Source organism: Paenarthrobacter sp. YJN-D (assembly GCF_015040335.1).
In the GTDB taxonomy this organism is placed as follows: Bacteria; Actinomycetota; Actinomycetes; order Actinomycetales; family Micrococcaceae; genus Arthrobacter; species Arthrobacter nicotinovorans.
This window is the reverse complement of the sequence record NZ_CP053549.1, coordinates 3727345-3742031: the sequence shown is the minus strand read 5'-3', so window position 1 is coordinate 3742031 and position 14687 is coordinate 3727345. Positions and strand designations below refer to the sequence as shown.

The following is a 14687-nucleotide window of genomic DNA, read 5'->3' as shown; positions in this document are numbered from 1 at the left end:
CAACCCCGAGCACGTGACATCAATTAAGGGGAAGGCGGACCGGGGGAGTAATTTGACTAACCCCTGCCATGGGACGACCTGCGCGGCTAAAACAGAAGCGTTCGACGGCGGTACGCACCCGCCGTCGAACGCTTCTGTTTTGTCTGCCCTAAAGCGCCGCCGGCTCCGCGAGCGGTGAGCGCTGAGCCCGACCCCGCACCACAATCAGGGCTACGAGGGCGATCAGGATGTAGATCATGTTGGCCGGGCCCGCCAGTTGCAGGAGCGGGCTCTGTGGTCCGGCAGCGGCTTGGTCGATGCCGCCGGTGGACAGGAAGAGCGTGGGGTCATAGAGGGCGTGCAGAATCATGGGCCAGATCAGGTTACAGGTGACCCGCAGGGTCAGATACATGCAAATGCCGAAGCCGAACGTGAACAGTATGGTCACCAGGACGGTGATGATCGGCATGCCTGACAGGGCATTGGCCGAGTGCAGGAGCGAGAATACCAGTGATGAAAGCACCATGACCACCCACTCGGACTTCCCAGAATCGCGGAGCATTTTCACCACGATGCCTCGTGTGAGGATTTCCTCCGCGAAGCCGATCAGGAGTCCGGTAACCAGTGTGATCACCACGACGGATGCCTGGTAGCTGCTGTAGTTGATTCCCAGGAAGCGCAGCACGATGGCAGCAACCAGGAAGAACGGCGCGGCCCACATCCACCAGCTTCCCTTGACGGGTTGCTGCGCGAAGAGTGGTTTAAACCATTTCACCGAATAGACAAAGACAGCCAGCACGAGGCTGCCAACAAGCAATGACAGGGTCAGGCCGACGAAGACGCTCTGCGGGGTGCGGAAGAGATCCTCTGCATCCACCTGGTCGCGTGCAAAGGCGCCGATCACTTGGCCGGCGCCGAGGTAGATCGCCATGTAGAGAACCGCCAGCAGGACGGCCCGCCACCAGCCTCCTCGATCCCAGAAAGCCTTCCAACCGGAGATGCGTGCTTCCTTCCCCATTTACTGCCCCCTTTTTTCGGAACTCGGGTTGCCCTCGCCCCCCCGCTAAAAACCTACTACTTCGTGCAGTTCCCCAGCCGATCGCCTGGCATGCCGGTAGTAGTCGGCATGTGCCAGGTTTACAGCGGCATCTTCGTCAATAATCACCGTGGTCCGCGGGTGCTGTTGGATGACAGAGCCTGGCACGGCCGCGGACACAGGACCTTCAAGCGCGGCTGCCACAGCCTGCGCTTTGTTGGCTCCGAAGGCCAGGAGCACCAACTGCCTGGCCCGGAGGATCGTGCCCAGGCCTTGGGTGATGCAGTGGGTGGGGACCTCCTCGGGCGAGGCGAAGAACCTGGCGTTATCCTTGCGTGTTTGTTCGGCCAGAGCCTTGATCCGGGTGGTGGAAGCCAGGGAGGAGCCCGGTTCATTGAAACCCACATGCCCGTTGGACCCGATGCCTAGTATCTGGAGGTCGATGCCTCCGGCCTCGGCGATCATGGCTTCATACTCTGCTCCGGCCTGGGTGATGTCAGGGCCGGTGCCCCTCGGAGTGAACACGTGATCCGGGTTCAATCCCAGGGGCTTCACTACTTCGCGGGTGATCACGGAGCGGTAGCTCTCCGGGTGCTCCGGCGGGACGCCGAGATACTCATCCAACGCGAAGCCGCGTACGCGGGAAACATCGATGCCCTCTTCCCTGACCGACTTGGCTAATGCTGCGTACGTGGTTAGCGGGGTCGAACCTGTGGCCAGCCCGAGCACGGTGGCCGGGTTGTCCTGGATCTGCTGCGCGAAGATCGACGCGGCTACGCTTCCTGCCTCTGCTTGGTCGCGGACGATAATGACTTCTGCCATGGGATTCCTTTGCTTGCTGGAGGGTCCTACTTTTCTTTCGAAGGCTTTTTGTCCTTCTTGTCCTTCTTCAACTTCCCCTCCAGCGATAAGTCATCGATCCGGACCAGGTTGGGGCCTTGAAGCGTGTAGAGCAGGCCGTCTTCGTCCGCTGTGATGTGCGGACCGCTGTACCAGCCGCCATTGATGCCTGGCACAACAACCGAGACCGCAAACGTGGCAGGGTCGATTCGGAACACCGTGGTGTCGGAGACACCATAGACAATTCCCCGACTTACCTGGAGGGCGCCGAAGTCGGTGCACACCGCGCTCAGGTCGCCCCGGTGGACCACCTGGCGGGTGTCCAGGTCAATGACGAACAAGCCCGCGGCCTTCCGAGACATGCCATAGAGGAACTTGCCGTGGATGGCCATTGCTGCGATGCCCGCCGTCTGCCCTGGGTCCAGCCGCCACAGCTCTTGGTTGGCCACCGGATCCCAGGCAACCACGGTGCTTCGGGGGCCGGTGGCGTAGATGTTGTCCCCGCCCAGGTAGGCCACTCCGTCCTTTGTGGCCACTGCCCGGACCATCTGGAGGGCATCGATTGGATTGACCTTGGTGATGACCTGCGTTGTCACCGGGTTGTAGGCGGCGAAGCAGCCGCCACCGCCGGTATCGTTCTGCGCGCCGGCAATGACCAGCCCGTTGACGGCGTCCCAACAGACATCCAAGGGGCGGTTTTGTCCGGCAGGGAGGGCCGCCACTTGATAGGGGAGCTGCCCGGTAGAGGGATCGTAGGAGTAGATGCCCCTGGAGTTGTACTGGCCCGTGAACAGGATTCCGCCCACCACTACGGCGTCCTTGGCCTCGCCCGTCGCGCGGAGGTAGGAAACCTGGTTTGACGCCAACTGGTGACGCGCAATGGTTCCTGTGCCGCCCACGTAAACGTCCCCGGCGCCCGCGGCGAGGCCCATGCAAAGCTGCGGCCCGCCCGGTGCTCCAGCCTGTGTGAGGTCATGCTTGACGGCGGTCTTCGCTACAGGATCGACTTCAATGACGTCGTAAGAGGAAACAGTGAGCGCCTTATTGCCGTAGACGTCCAGACCCCACATGGCGCCAACATCCTCTGTGAGGATCTGGGCGATCTTCTTGCTGACCATGTTGTAGGACCAGACGCCCGGCTCCTTGACGAAGAAGACGTCGTTGCCCAACTGCCGGAACATCACGCCGGTCTTGGCGATGATCGTGAATTTAGAGTGGTCCGCCAGGTTGATCAGCACGGACTTTCCTGGTCCCTTGACCCCTACTCCCAGCTGTCCGTTCAGGACACTCAACGAGGTCACTGAGACACCGGTGGCCACGTCCGCCGGAAGGATGTTCGTGGAGGTTTTCGTTGTCCGATCGAACGCAAACAGGCGCGCCGGGCTGGAGCCATTGCCGCCGCCCAGTGTGCTGCCTGTGCCGAAGTACACGGTGTCAGCGGTAGCGGCAACAGCCTGGGCGATGGTGGCTCCGGGGTCCGGGGTACCCCAGTTGGTCACGGTATTCGTGGCGGGGTCGTATTCCCAGAGTGAAGGGGCCTTCGTGGTTTCACCGCCACCTGCTGCGTAGACCTTGCCATCAGGGGATACGGACAGCGCCCGGATGTCACGGTCGCCGGTTTCGCCCACGCCCACTGCGGGCACGTTGGGCGTTCGGAGGTCCCAGCGGTACAGGTTCGGCTTTCCATCGATTCCATCGCGCAGCACACCTGCGTACAGGTAGCGGCCGGTGGAGTCGGCGGCCAAAGCCTGGATGCTGTACCCCGCGCCGAGGTCCGTCCGTGACGTGATGGTGCCTGTGGGGAGGTGGTATCCAATCACCCGTACCGGGTTCAAGTTGCGCGATCCGATATAGACCGTGTCGCCCACAAGCAGCGAACTCATGAGCGAAAACTGGACGACGGCGGGTCCCAGGTCCGTGATCTGAGGCGCCCAAGTGTTGAGCGGACGGGCGGCCTCTGCGGCGCCGGGGGACATTGCTGACAGCGCTACGGCGAGTCCGCCGATGCCCCCGGTCTGCAGCAATTGACGGCGATTGATGGCGAAGGTGGACATGGAAAGTTCTCCTCATTGAGTATCCCGTGGGGGTGGATTCATGGCGCTTGGAGCGGTCCGGATCCGCACTGCGCACTTCACTCAGGGTTTCAGCCGCAGAACGGGAAATCCATGATTCGAACATTTTCAGACATTGGGTGGTGCCCGTCCTTGCCGGTGTTCAACTGTCGGGGCACCGTCATGGCAGAGGCGTATCCCTGTGGTGTAAACGCCGGAACTGGATCGGAGAGTGGCCGGTCTTCTTGGTGAAGAGCCGGCTGAAGTAGGCGGGGTCGTCGTAGCCGGTGAGCGTAGCGATCCGTTGAACGGACAGGGCCGTATCGGCAAGGAGCGACTGGGCACGGGATATGCGCAGCTGCAGAACGAGCTCCTTGGGGCCTGTCCCGGTAGCAGCCCGGACTGTACGCCTGAGGTCGGGGACGGAAACCTCCATTGATGCGGCCAGTTGGGACAGGCTGAGTGGCAGATGGGCCAGTTCGTGCAGCGCGGTGAGGAGCTTGTCGTCCCGGCCGGGAAGGCCGGGGTCCGTGGTGCGTCGGCCGGTTTCGATGAGGATTCTTTGGCAGAGCACTGAGGCCTCAAGGTCTCCATGCCGCCCAGCGGTTGAGAGGGCGGCCCGCAGCTGGGGAAAAAGTCCAAGTCCCGCCTTATCTGCGTGGCCGTCAATTCGGACCAAGGGCCGGGTGCGGGCGAAGCACCCCAGCTCCTCCATCGCCCGCGCCGTGGGCCCGGTAAAGAGGAGCCAGTGCTCTTTCCACCCAAGGGGTCCTGGCCCGTAGCCGTGGCTTACCCCCGGAAAGAGCCAGATGACAGCGGGAGCCTGGACTTCGAACCGGGCGCCATCCATCGTGAAATGACCGGACCCCTCAGAGACCAGCACCATGGCGTGGCTGCTCAATGTCCTCTCGGAAAAGGAGGGCAGAACACCGCTTTGCTCACCGGCGCCGAGGCACGCCAAGCCCAGGTCCCGTAGCGAGTGGGCGGGTTGCCGATAGCTCGACCAATTGTCCATGGCCTCCAATGTTGCCCTTGCTTGAACAAGAAAGACAAGGCTCGCAAAAGTCCAAGTGATCGCCAAGGGGAGTCCATTCACTTCCTTGGGCGCCGATGCCAAGGTGGTGACTATGTTGACCTCGAATGGCTACGTCCTGGACGAATCGGAAACCCGCTTGGCCGAGCTTGAACCGGTGCCCTCCTCCGAACGTGGTGATCGCGACGCGTTGTGGGCACGGCTTCGCCGGGACGGATACCTCTACTTGAAGGGTCAGTTGAAACCGGACAGGCTCCTGGATTTCAGGGAGTTCTACTTTGCTTCATTGGCCGAGGCGAATGTCTTCGCACCCGGCACCGATCCCCGTGACGGTATCGCCTCTGAGGGCGACGCGGACAGGGCCGCCTTGCGCCGGGGCCTGTTTGATCGCATTGTCCCGGGCCCGGAGTACCAGGCGCTGTGCACGGCGGAGGGAATTGCCGATTGGTTTGCCTGGTTTCTCGCCGATGACGTCCATCTGCACCGGCGCAAGATCATTCGCCACACCAAGCCCGGTGAGAGCGGCATCGGCACGGCAACCCAGGCACACTACGATCTCGTCTACCTCCGCGAGGGCAGCGATCGCGTGCTCTCCATGTGGATTCCGCTGGGCGATTGCCCCCGTGAGCGCGGCGGTTTGACCTACCTTGAGGGCAGCCACCACTGGGTGATGGCAGACGAGCGCGAGGGGAGCCTGAAACTTCCCGCTGCGTCCATTACCGCCGACCTTCCGGGGTTGGCGGACGAACGTAACGCACGATGGCTGGTGGCCGATTACGAGGTTGGGGACGTCGTGGTCCACTCGGCTCACATTGTGCACGCTGCCTTGGACAACATGGACCGCGGAGGCACCATGCGGCTGTCCACGGATATCCGTTATCAGCGGTTGAGCGAACCTATCGACTGGCGCTGGCAGGAGCACTGGAATTACGACGACGGCCTCTGAGCCGCAGCCGTGCGGCACCTCTACTTGGGCTGCTGGACCGCGCCGCGCCACCACGCAACCGTGGCCGCCGTGGCTTCGGCCAGAGGGGTGGGGTCGAGCCCCAGGAGCCGCTGGCTTTCCGAGGAATCCATCACGAACGGCCGCTCGAACTGGTACAACAACTCGGCCAGTTCGCGCATGTCCGTAGAGAATAGGCCCGCCACCCGCAGCACCCATCCGGGCACGGCGCTCACTTTGGGTGCAGCAACACCGGCGGCAGCCGCATGCGCTTCGGCTATTTCCCGCTGGGTCACGGCGGCACCGGTGGGGGCATGCAGCACACGGTTCCAGAGTTCCGGCTTATGCGCCGCAGCGATCATGGCGGCTGCGAGGTCCGGTACATAGGTAAAGGAGTGCGGCTGGCGGGTGCTCCCGATGACCTGCACTACCTTGCCTGCCAGGATGGGCTTCACCATGCGCTCGCCGGCGTGGGCCATTTTCACGCGCGGCCCGAAGAAGTCGCCGGCCACGACGCTGACGGTATTGGCCGCATGTGCCTGCCGTGCCTTCAGCAGCGCGGTGCGGATGCCGCGCTTACCGCCGTCCGCGGCGCGAGGCCCGACTTCGGTCATGATCCGGTCGGGCTCGCTGTAGGAGTACAGGCTTTCAGGGAACACGACGACGGCGCCCACGGCTGCCGCTGCATCCATCACGGTCTGCTCGGCCTGGGGAAGTTCGGCTGCCCAGGCCGCGGCACGGTAGGCGCTTCCGTGGATGCAGTGGAACACCGCATGGGCGCCTTGGAATGCATGGGAGACCTGACCGGGGTCGGAGGCATCTACCCGCATCCTTTCCACCAGCGGGTGCTCCGGGCCACTGCCTGATCGGGTCAGGATGCGGACTTGGTGACCTTGCTCCGCGAGCTGTTCGGCGACGGTGTATCCAGCGGGTCCTGCTCCGGTCACAACGTACATGGGGTTCTTCTTTCGGGATAGCGGCAGATGGTCTGGTCAAAAGAGAGAGCACTGCTCTCTGAATCCAGAATGACGGCCCTTTCAATCAATGTCAAGAGCAGTGCTCTCATTTGTTGGCGACGCTCTCTCTTATGGCAAGCTGGACTCATGCCGTCCACCGGAACGCCCAAAAGCAAACCAGCTACTCCGCGCGAACGTGCTCGCGCCCAAACCCTGGTCGACATCGTGCGCATCGGACGCGAGCACTTGGCGGTCCATGGGGCCGCTGCCCTTTCCCTGCGTGCCGTGGCCCGGGACCTCGGTGTCGTATCCTCTGCGGTCTACCGTTACGTCCAGAACCGGGACGAACTCCTTACACTCCTGCTCATCGACGGCTACAACGAGCTCGGCGACGAAGTGGACACGGCCGTGGCAGCAGTTCCGGACGGTGACTTTGCCGGGCAATTCAAGGCCCTGGGCCGCGCGGTCCGGCACTGGGCTCTCCGGGAACCCGCCAGCTACGCCCTCCTCTTTGGCAGTCCGGTGCCCGGATACCAAGCTCCGGGGGAGCGCACCACCGTCCCGGGAACCCGCGTCATCTTCCGCTTGGTGGGCATCTTCGATTCCGCCCAGCGGGCGGGCGTCCTGGACGCCCGGGTGGGTCCCGCCGTCGTGATTCCTCCGGCGTTGGCGGCAGATCTGGAAGCCATCCGCTCGGAACTGAAGCTCTCCGTGTCGGATCCGTCCCTGGCGCGCGGTGTGCTGGTGTGGACGTCCGTTTTCGGGGCGATCAGTTTTGAGGTTTTCGGTCAGTACGGCCAGGACACCTTCAAGGCACGCGACGAGTTGTTCGAGCACCAGTTGTCCGTCCTTCAGGGCGTGGCCGGGCTCTAAGGTTGGGGCGCTAGAGTATTCGGATGGCTCGAGGACTGGCGGATATCGGTGCGGAGGGCGTCCTGCTGGCCGGTGCCGGCCGCGCCATTCTCCTGCAGATCGCCAATCCGCGCGTCGGCCACGGCGTAGCCGAGCACAGCAACTTCGCGGAGCGCCCCATGGACAGGCTCCGGGCCACCATGACCTACGTGTACGCGGTGATCTATGGTTCCGAGGAACAGCTCAAAGCCGTCCGACGCGCCGTCAACCGGGCTCACGCGCCGGTCCGGCGGAGCCCCGATGCCACCTCCGCGGGCTACAGTGCGTTCGATGCCGAGTCCCAGCTCTGGGTGGTCGCCACCCTCTACGACACCGCCGTCACCGTGTACGAAAAGGTCCACGGACAGCTCGACGAGGAGACCGCCGACAGCATCTACCGCGACTATGCCCGGATCGGTACGGCGCTCCAGCTTCCGCCCGGAAGGTGGCCACGCGACCGGTCCGCTTTCGCTGAATATTGGGCGGCTCAGGTTGAGGCGTTGCGGCCGGACGCAAAGGCGCTCAAAGTCGCCAGGGAACTGCTCTATCCATCCGGCGGTCCGCGCTTGCTGCGCCTGGCCATGCCGCTGGCCCGTTTCCTCACGGCCGGGCTCCTGCCCGCGCCTGTCCGGGAAGCTTTTGGTTTCCCATGGAGCCCCGGCCACGCCCGACGGTTCGACCGGACCATGAAGGGCCTGGGCCGGATCTACCCCAGGCTGCCGGAGCGGATCCGGCACTGGCCGCGGGACTACTACTTGAAGCAACTCGCCGTCGACGCCAAGGCACCACATGCGTAATCCCACTTCCGTTGAAGAGTCCATTGACCGGGCTGCCCACCGTTACCTTGACCGTGCGGACGGCGGACGGCTGCGTGGCCGGCTCACGGAGTTTGTGGTTTTTGGGCTGAAGCAGGCGTGGGCGTGTGTGTTCGGGGCCGCGCTGCTTGCGGTGATCATCGCGGCCCGCCTCTGGTATCCCGCCGACGCCGGACTGGCCCGCAACGACTTCCTCACCATTGCCGCGATTGTCATCCAAGTGCTCATGATCAGCTTCAAGCTGGAGACGTTGCGGGAGTTGCGGGTGATCCTGCTTTTCCATGTGGTGGGGACGGTGATGGAACTGTTCAAGACGGACGTGGGCTCCTGGGCGTATGAGGCCGAGGGTGTCCTGCGGATCGGCGCGGTGCCGCTGTTCAGCGGGTTTATGTATGCGGCCGTGGGTTCCTACATGGTGCGGGTTTTCCGGCTGTTCGACCTCCGCTTCGACCGCTACCCGCGGCGGTGGATCACGGCCCTTGTTGCGGCGGGGATTTACGTCAACTTCTTCTCGCACCACTACATCCTTGACCTTCGCTGGGTGCTGCTTGCCGCCGTCGTGCTTGTCTACGGGCGGTGCGTGATGCACTTCCGGGTGTTCCGCCGCCGCTTCAAGATGCCGATTCTGGTGTCGTTCCTGCTGGTGGCAGTGTTCATCTGGTTCGCCGAGAACATCGGCACGTGGTCGCGTGCGTGGCTGTATCCGAACCAGCTGAACGGATGGCAGGCGGTTTCCATCGACAAACTCCTGGCGTGGTTCCTGCTGATGATCATTTCCGTGGTGCTGGTGGCGTGGGTCTACAAACCGGAACCGCTCGACGCCGCTGACGCCACCCAAACGGCTGACGCCACCCAAATTCACTAGTGACACCCGGATGTGGGTGTCATCGCTCCGGGTGAGTGGCGCTGTGCATTGTGCGCGTCGTGAGGCTTCACCGCCAGTTCACCGTAGGCGAAACAACCCCTTTTTGCCGCGTGATTCCGGGGGTCTCCGGGTGGTCTTCCAGAAAGTTGAGCGCACTAGACTCAACTTTAGATTGACTTAAATCCAGGGCTGAGTACAGTTGAGTGCAGAACGCTCAACTAGCCGATTGTTGAGCAGGCTCCCGACAGGTCAACCGCCCAGCGGACCACTGCCAGGTGCAATCTCCAACATCGGCCATTGAAAGGAAACAAGATATGTCACGTGCAGTAGGTATCGACCTCGGAACCACCAACTCCGTGGTCTCTGTTCTCGAAGGTGGCGAGCCCACCGTCATCGCCAACGCGGAAGGCGGCCGCACCACGCCGTCCGTAGTTGCGTTCTCCAAGTCCGGCGAAGTCCTGGTCGGCGAAATCGCCAAGCGCCAGGCCGTCAACAACATCGACCGCACCATCGCCTCCGTCAAGCGCCACATGGGCACCGACTGGAGCGTCGCAATCGATGACAAGAAGTACACGCCGCAGGAAATTTCCGCGCGTATCCTCATGAAGCTCAAGAACGACGCCGAGAGCTACTTGGGCGAAAAGGTCACCGACGCTGTGATCACCGTTCCGGCATACTTCAACGATGCCGAGCGCCAGTCCACCAAGGAAGCCGGCGAAATCGCAGGCCTCAACGTCCTCCGTATTGTCAACGAGCCCACCGCGGCTGCACTGGCCTACGGCCTGGACAAGGGCAAGGAAGACGAACTCATCCTGGTCTTCGACCTCGGTGGCGGTACCTTCGACGTCTCCCTCCTCGAGGTTGGCAAGGACGAAGACAACTTCTCCACCATCCAGGTCCGCGCAACTGCCGGTGACAACCGCCTCGGTGGCGACGACTGGGACAACCGCGTCGTCGAGTGGCTCCTGAGCCAGCTCAAGGTCAAGGGCATCGACCTCTCCAAGGACAAGATCGCCCTCCAGCGTCTCCGCGAAGCTGCAGAGCAGGCCAAGAAGGAACTGTCCTCCTCCACCAGCACCAACATCTCCCTCCAGTACCTCTCCGTCACCCCTGACGGCCCGGTCCACCTGGATGAGCAGCTGACCCGTGCCAAGTTCCAGGACCTCACCAAGGACCTGCTGGACCGCACCAAGAAGCCGTTCCACGACGTCATCGCCGAAGCCGGCATCAAGGTTTCCGACATCGACCACATCGTCCTCGTCGGTGGCTCCACCCGTATGCCTGCTGTCTCCGAGCTCGTCAAGGAACTCGCCGGCGGCAAGGAGCCCAACAAGGGCGTCAACCCGGACGAAGTTGTGGCCGTTGGTGCCGCACTGCAGGCCGGTGTCCTGAAGGGCGAGCGCAAGGACGTCCTCCTCATCGACGTCACCCCGCTGTCCCTCGGCATCGAAACCAAGGGTGGTGTCATGACGCACCTCATCGAGCGCAACACGGCCATCCCCACCAAGCGTTCCGAGACCTTCACCACCGCTGACGACAACCAGCCGTCCGTGGCCATCCAGGTCTTCCAGGGCGAGCGTGAATTCACCCGCGACAACAAGCCGCTGGGCACGTTCGAACTGACCGGCATCGCTCCGGCACCGCGTGGCGTCCCGCAGGTCGAGGTCACCTTCGACATCGACGCCAACGGCATCGTCCACGTCTCCGCCAAGGACAAGGGCACGGGCAAGGAACAGTCCATGACCATCACCGGTGGCACCGCGCTCTCCAAGGACGACATCGACCGCATGGTCCGTGAAGCCGAAGAGCACGCTGCAGAGGACAAGGCGCGCCGCGAAGCTACGGACACCCGTAACTCCGCAGAGCAGCTCGCCTACTCGGTGGACAAGCTGATCGCCGACAACGACGACAAGCTGCCGGAAGAGGTCAAGACCGAGGTCAAGGCCGACGTCGACGCCCTCAAGTCCGCACTGGAAGGCACCGACGACGCCGCCGTCAAGACCGCGTTCGAGAAGCTCCAGGCCTCCCAGACCAAGCTCGGCGAAGCCATCTACTCGCAGGCCGCCGCAGCTGATGCTCCGGGTGCCGGCGCTGAAGGCGCACCTGCCGGTGACAAGGCAGCCAACGACGAAGACATCGTTGACGCCGAAATCATCGACGAAGACGAAGCGAAGAAGTAGCCATGCCTCATCACGGCAACGAAGCAGAGCACTCAGAAGGCAACGAGCCGCGCAAGCCGGTTATTCGGGACAACCGCAAGGTTGACCCGGAAACCGGGGCAGCCCGCCACCCTGAAGGCGAAGCCACGGCTCACAGCGAAGGCAATGCCGCTCCCTCGGACGGCGATGCGCTCTCCCAGGCTGAGGAAATCCTCAACGGGGTAGAGGTGCCGGCTGAAGAGTCGGTAGCCTCCGGTGCCGCAGCTGAAGCCCAGGCAGCGGAGCTCCGCAACGATCTCCTTCGCCTCCAGGCTGAGTACGTCAATTACCGCAAGCGCGTCGAACGCGACCGCGCCGTAGCAGGGGAGATGGCCGTCATCGGCGTCCTGAACTCCCTGCTCCCGGTGCTGGACGACGTCGACGCCGCACGCCAGCACGGTGACCTCGAGGACGGCCCCTTCGCCGCGATCGCCACCAAACTGGAGAACGCGCTGAAGACGTACGGACTGGAACGCATCGCGGACACGGGAGTCGAATTCGACCCCACCATCCACGAAGCACTCATCCAGCAGCCCGGCGAGGACATCCAGGTTGACACCGTCAGCCAGGTGCTGCGCTCCGGATACCGCTCAGGAGAGCGTGTCCTGCGTGCAGCCCAAGTGATCGTGGCTGTCCCGGCGTAACCTCCGCCTTCGCGGATGAGGGGGCCCCGCCCCTACGCGTGGCGGCTAAGTCCTACGGACTCGGCCGCCACGCTCCGGCAGGCCCGATGCCACTCCCGGGCCCCCTCATCCGCTACGGCTTAGAGGTAGTCTCGCCGTACGCTTTGTTTGTTTTAGAAAGGAAACGCTCTTGGCCAGCCAGGACTGGGTTGAAAAGGATTTTTACGCGATCCTTGGTATCGCCAAGGACGCGTCCGACGCGGATATCAAGAAGGCTTACCGCAAGCTAGCCCGGCAGTACCACCCGGATACGAATTCCGGGGATGCTGCTGCGGAGAAGAAGTTCAAGGACATTTCCGAGGCTTACTCGGTGTTGTCGAGTCCTGAGGACCGGCAGCAGTATGACGCCATCCGTGCCATGGGTGGCGGGGCCCGGTTTGCTCCGGGAGCCGGGCGTGGCGGTGCGGGTGCCAACGGTGGGTTCGAGGACCTCTTTGGCGGCCTGTTCGGCGGCGGACCAGGCGCCCGTCAGCCTGCGGGCGGAGGCATCCCTCCGGAGTTTGCCGACTTGTTCGGCGGGGGATTCGGCGGTGCCGGCCAGACCGGTTTCCAGCGGGCTCCGCAGAAAGGTTCGGACCGCACGGCGACCACCACCATTTCCTTCGCCGGCTCCATCAAAGGCACCACGGTGAGCCTGCGCGAAAGCAACGGCAACGTGATCGACGTCAAGATTCCAGCCGGGATCAAGGACGGGCAGAAGGTCCGTCAGCGTGGCAAGGGCAATGTCGGTCCTGCCGGCAACGGTGATCTCATCATCACCGTGAGCGTGAAGCCCCACGATTTCTTCCAGCGCGACGGCGACAACATCCGCATCCACGTGCCTGTCACGTTCGCGGAAGCGGCGCTCGGCGCCACCATTGAGGTTCCAACGCTCGACGGCGACACCGTCAAGTTGCGTGTACCGGCGGGCACACCCTCTGGCCGTACCTTGAGGGTCAAGGGCCGTGGCGTGAAGACGTCCAAGGCGACCGGCGATCTCCTGGTGACCATCGACGTCGCGGTTCCCCAAAACCTGAACAAAGAAGCGGAAGAAGCTGTCAAGGCGTTCGCTGCTGCCACCACTGACGCGAACCCGCGTCGCGACCTGGCCGCGAAGGCCCGGTTGTAAGGAGGCAGGTCATGGCAATCGACGTCAACCAGCCGATCTTTGTCATCTCCGTCGCTGCGGAGCTCGCTGACATGCATCCGCAGACGTTGCGCCAGTACGACCGCCTGGGCATCGTCTCGCCCAGCCGCGCCCCCGGCAAGTCCCGCCGCTACTCCCAGAACGACGTCAATAAACTGCGGGAGGTCCAGCGCCTTTCGCAGTCCGGCGTCTCCCTCGAGGGCATCAAGCGCATCCTTGACCTTGAGAACCAGGTGGCCGCGCTGCAGTACCGGGTGGCTGAACTGACCGAGGAACTGTCACGGCGCCGCACGCCGATGGATGCGCGCATCTTCGCGGCGGGAGCTGCCGGCGACGTCGTCAGCCTTGCCCGCGGGCAGCGGCCACGGGGTCGTTCCCAGGCAGTTGTCGTGTGGCGGCCGCGGCCGGCGGAGGACCGCTGATCCCCGGATCAATGCAGCTGGTGCAGGCTTAGCTAGACCAGTCCTCCGCGTTCGCCGATCGCCGCTTCCAAGGACCGGAGGACGGCAAAGGGGACTATCCCGCTGGTCCTCGGGTTCTGCGGACTGGGATTGTTGCGGATCTCGAAGCGGTATTCGCCGGAGGGGCCCGAGGCTTCAATGACGTGGCTGGTCAGTGAGGCCTTCGGGTCGGCTGTCAGCCGCACCTGCACGCCGTCCCAATCCCCGACGGCCTCAGCCACGGCCGCTGCGACGTTGAGTGAGCGCGGAAACAGCCGTGCCGCTTCCTGGGCTGAGCCGAGGAAGACCTCAAGCGGTTCTGTGGTCGCTCGGATCCCATCGGCTTGCTCCTGTTCCATCCAAGGTTGGACCAGCGTTTCAGGAAGTTTGGTGGTGGAAACCACCACGGAATCGTAGGCGGCTTCCCTTGCGCCGGCTTCAAGGAGGTCGAGCCCGCCCACTGCGCCCGACGTCATGAACAATCTCCCTGGACCGCACGCGTTCAAGCGTGCTGCCAGGCCCTGGTCGGCAAGGGCGCCGATGGAGGTGATCAGGAAATCCACGCCCGCGCCCAGGATCTTTTCAGCGTATTCCGTCACGGCGGACTGCCCCGCGCACTCCACGATCAGCTCGCAGCACTCCAGGGCCGCTTCCAAGGTCAGCGAAGGGAAGGGGCGTTCGACGGCGGGACGCCCGGTTCCGTTGTCGGTGCGGCTGATGATGCCGGCTAGTTCTGCGCCCACCACCTTGCCCAGGGAGATGTCCTCGGCGACGCGCGCGCCGATGGCTCCGTAGCCGATGATTCCTATGCGGTGGGACGTCATTCCTGTT

14 protein-coding genes are annotated in these 14687 nt (G+C 63.6%); 8 read left to right on the top strand and 6 right to left on the bottom strand.

All coding sequences use genetic code 11. The features are described 5' to 3' along the window. Positions 1-148 precede the first annotated feature (148 nt). The 4 genes from HMI60_RS17340 to HMI60_RS17325 form a co-directional block, all read right to left on the bottom strand. The gene (locus HMI60_RS17340) at positions 149-997 is read right to left on the bottom strand and encodes a CPBP family intramembrane glutamic endopeptidase (protein WP_193590085.1); all 849 of its coding nucleotides are present in this window, start codon (positions 995-997) and stop codon (positions 149-151) included. A 45-nt stretch (positions 998-1042) separates the two neighbouring features. After that, entirely contained in the window at positions 1043-1837 is a 795-nt protein-coding gene (gene nagB / locus HMI60_RS17335) for a glucosamine-6-phosphate deaminase (protein ID WP_189076253.1), read from the bottom strand. Between the two features lie 26 nt (positions 1838-1863). Beyond that, positions 1864-3909 (bottom strand): hypothetical protein, encoded by a 2046-nt coding sequence (locus tag HMI60_RS17330; RefSeq protein ID WP_227453582.1) that lies wholly within the window; start codon positions 3907-3909, stop codon positions 1864-1866. A 178-nt stretch (positions 3910-4087) separates the two neighbouring features. After that, positions 4088-4921 (bottom strand): AraC family transcriptional regulator, encoded by an 834-nt coding sequence (locus HMI60_RS17325; RefSeq protein ID WP_193590084.1) that lies wholly within the window; start codon positions 4919-4921, stop codon positions 4088-4090. A gap of 112 nt (positions 4922-5033) precedes the next feature. Here HMI60_RS17325 and HMI60_RS17320 point away from each other — a divergent pair, with 112 nt between their 5' ends. Then, positions 5034-5885, top strand: a complete 852-nt coding sequence (locus tag HMI60_RS17320; protein ID WP_193590083.1) for a phytanoyl-CoA dioxygenase family protein — start codon at positions 5034-5036, stop codon at positions 5883-5885. Positions 5886-5905: 20 nt separating this feature from the next. Here HMI60_RS17320 and HMI60_RS17315 read toward each other — a convergent pair whose 3' ends face one another. Further along, positions 5906-6838, bottom strand: coding sequence for an NAD-dependent epimerase/dehydratase family protein (locus tag HMI60_RS17315; protein ID WP_193590082.1), 933 nt, complete (start codon positions 6836-6838; stop codon positions 5906-5908). A gap of 147 nt (positions 6839-6985) precedes the next feature. On the opposite strand from HMI60_RS17315, the gene HMI60_RS17310 reads away from it, so the two are divergent. The 7 genes from HMI60_RS17310 (at position 6986) to HMI60_RS17280 (ending at position 13838) form a co-directional block, all read left to right on the top strand. After that, positions 6986-7711 carry a TetR/AcrR family transcriptional regulator gene (locus tag HMI60_RS17310; RefSeq protein ID WP_193590081.1) on the top strand — a complete coding sequence of 242 codons (726 nt, stop codon included), beginning with the start codon at positions 6986-6988 and terminating at the stop codon, positions 7709-7711. A 23-nt stretch (positions 7712-7734) separates the two neighbouring features. Next, positions 7735-8526, top strand: a complete 792-nt coding sequence (locus HMI60_RS17305; RefSeq protein WP_193590080.1) for an oxygenase MpaB family protein — start codon at positions 7735-7737, stop codon at positions 8524-8526. After that, positions 8519-9409 (top strand): DUF817 domain-containing protein, encoded by an 891-nt coding sequence (locus HMI60_RS17300; RefSeq protein WP_193590079.1) that lies wholly within the window; start codon positions 8519-8521, stop codon positions 9407-9409. The genes HMI60_RS17305 and HMI60_RS17300 overlap by 8 nt, the downstream gene beginning before the upstream one ends. Positions 9410-9723: 314 nt before the next feature. Continuing rightward, positions 9724-11589 carry a molecular chaperone DnaK gene (gene dnaK, locus HMI60_RS17295; RefSeq protein WP_018778257.1) on the top strand — a complete coding sequence of 622 codons (1866 nt, stop codon included), beginning with the start codon at positions 9724-9726 and terminating at the stop codon, positions 11587-11589. 2 nt (positions 11590-11591) lie between these two features. Next, entirely contained in the window at positions 11592-12251 is a 660-nt protein-coding gene (locus HMI60_RS17290; RefSeq protein ID WP_018778258.1) for a nucleotide exchange factor GrpE, read from the top strand. Positions 12252-12420: 169 nt separating this feature from the next. After that, the gene (locus HMI60_RS17285) at positions 12421-13398 is read left to right on the top strand and encodes a DnaJ C-terminal domain-containing protein (RefSeq protein ID WP_018778259.1); all 978 of its coding nucleotides are present in this window, start codon (positions 12421-12423) and stop codon (positions 13396-13398) included. A gap of 11 nt (positions 13399-13409) precedes the next feature. Further along, positions 13410-13838 carry a heat shock protein transcriptional repressor HspR gene (locus HMI60_RS17280; protein ID WP_018778260.1) on the top strand — a complete coding sequence of 143 codons (429 nt, stop codon included), beginning with the start codon at positions 13410-13412 and terminating at the stop codon, positions 13836-13838. A 32-nt stretch (positions 13839-13870) separates the two neighbouring features. On the opposite strand, the gene HMI60_RS17275 is transcribed toward HMI60_RS17280, so the two are convergent. Further along, positions 13871-14680: an aspartate dehydrogenase domain-containing protein gene (locus tag HMI60_RS17275; protein ID WP_189076247.1), complete on the bottom strand. Its 810-nt coding sequence runs from the start codon at positions 14678-14680 to the stop codon at positions 13871-13873. Between the last annotated feature and the right edge of the window lie 7 nt (positions 14681-14687).

What these genes read in the sequence shown, in the direction of transcription:
- HMI60_RS17320 (WP_193590083.1), top strand. Translation starts at nt 5,034, where the DNA reads ATGTTGACCTCGAATGGCTACGTCCTGGACGAATCGGAAACCCGCTTG.
- HMI60_RS17280 (WP_018778260.1), top strand. Translation starts at nt 13,410, where the DNA reads ATGGCAATCGACGTCAACCAGCCGATCTTTGTCATCTCCGTCGCTGCG.
- HMI60_RS17340 (WP_193590085.1), bottom strand. Translation starts at nt 997, where the DNA reads ATGGGGAAGGAAGCACGCATCTCCGGTTGGAAGGCTTTCTGGGATCGA.
- HMI60_RS17305 (WP_193590080.1), top strand. Translation starts at nt 7,735, where the DNA reads ATGGCTCGAGGACTGGCGGATATCGGTGCGGAGGGCGTCCTGCTGGCC.
- HMI60_RS17310 (WP_193590081.1), top strand. Translation starts at nt 6,986, where the DNA reads ATGCCGTCCACCGGAACGCCCAAAAGCAAACCAGCTACTCCGCGCGAA.
- dnaK (WP_018778257.1), top strand. Translation starts at nt 9,724, where the DNA reads ATGTCACGTGCAGTAGGTATCGACCTCGGAACCACCAACTCCGTGGTC.
- nagB (WP_189076253.1), bottom strand. Translation starts at nt 1,837, where the DNA reads ATGGCAGAAGTCATTATCGTCCGCGACCAAGCAGAGGCAGGAAGCGTA.
- HMI60_RS17300 (WP_193590079.1), top strand. Translation starts at nt 8,519, where the DNA reads ATGCGTAATCCCACTTCCGTTGAAGAGTCCATTGACCGGGCTGCCCAC.
- HMI60_RS17330 (WP_227453582.1), bottom strand. Translation starts at nt 3,909, where the DNA reads ATGTCCACCTTCGCCATCAATCGCCGTCAATTGCTGCAGACCGGGGGC.
- HMI60_RS17290 (WP_018778258.1), top strand. Translation starts at nt 11,592, where the DNA reads ATGCCTCATCACGGCAACGAAGCAGAGCACTCAGAAGGCAACGAGCCG.
- HMI60_RS17325 (WP_193590084.1), bottom strand. Translation starts at nt 4,921, where the DNA reads ATGGACAATTGGTCGAGCTATCGGCAACCCGCCCACTCGCTACGGGAC.
- HMI60_RS17315 (WP_193590082.1), bottom strand. Translation starts at nt 6,838, where the DNA reads ATGTACGTTGTGACCGGAGCAGGACCCGCTGGATACACCGTCGCCGAA.
- HMI60_RS17275 (WP_189076247.1), bottom strand. Translation starts at nt 14,680, where the DNA reads ATGACGTCCCACCGCATAGGAATCATCGGCTACGGAGCCATCGGCGCG.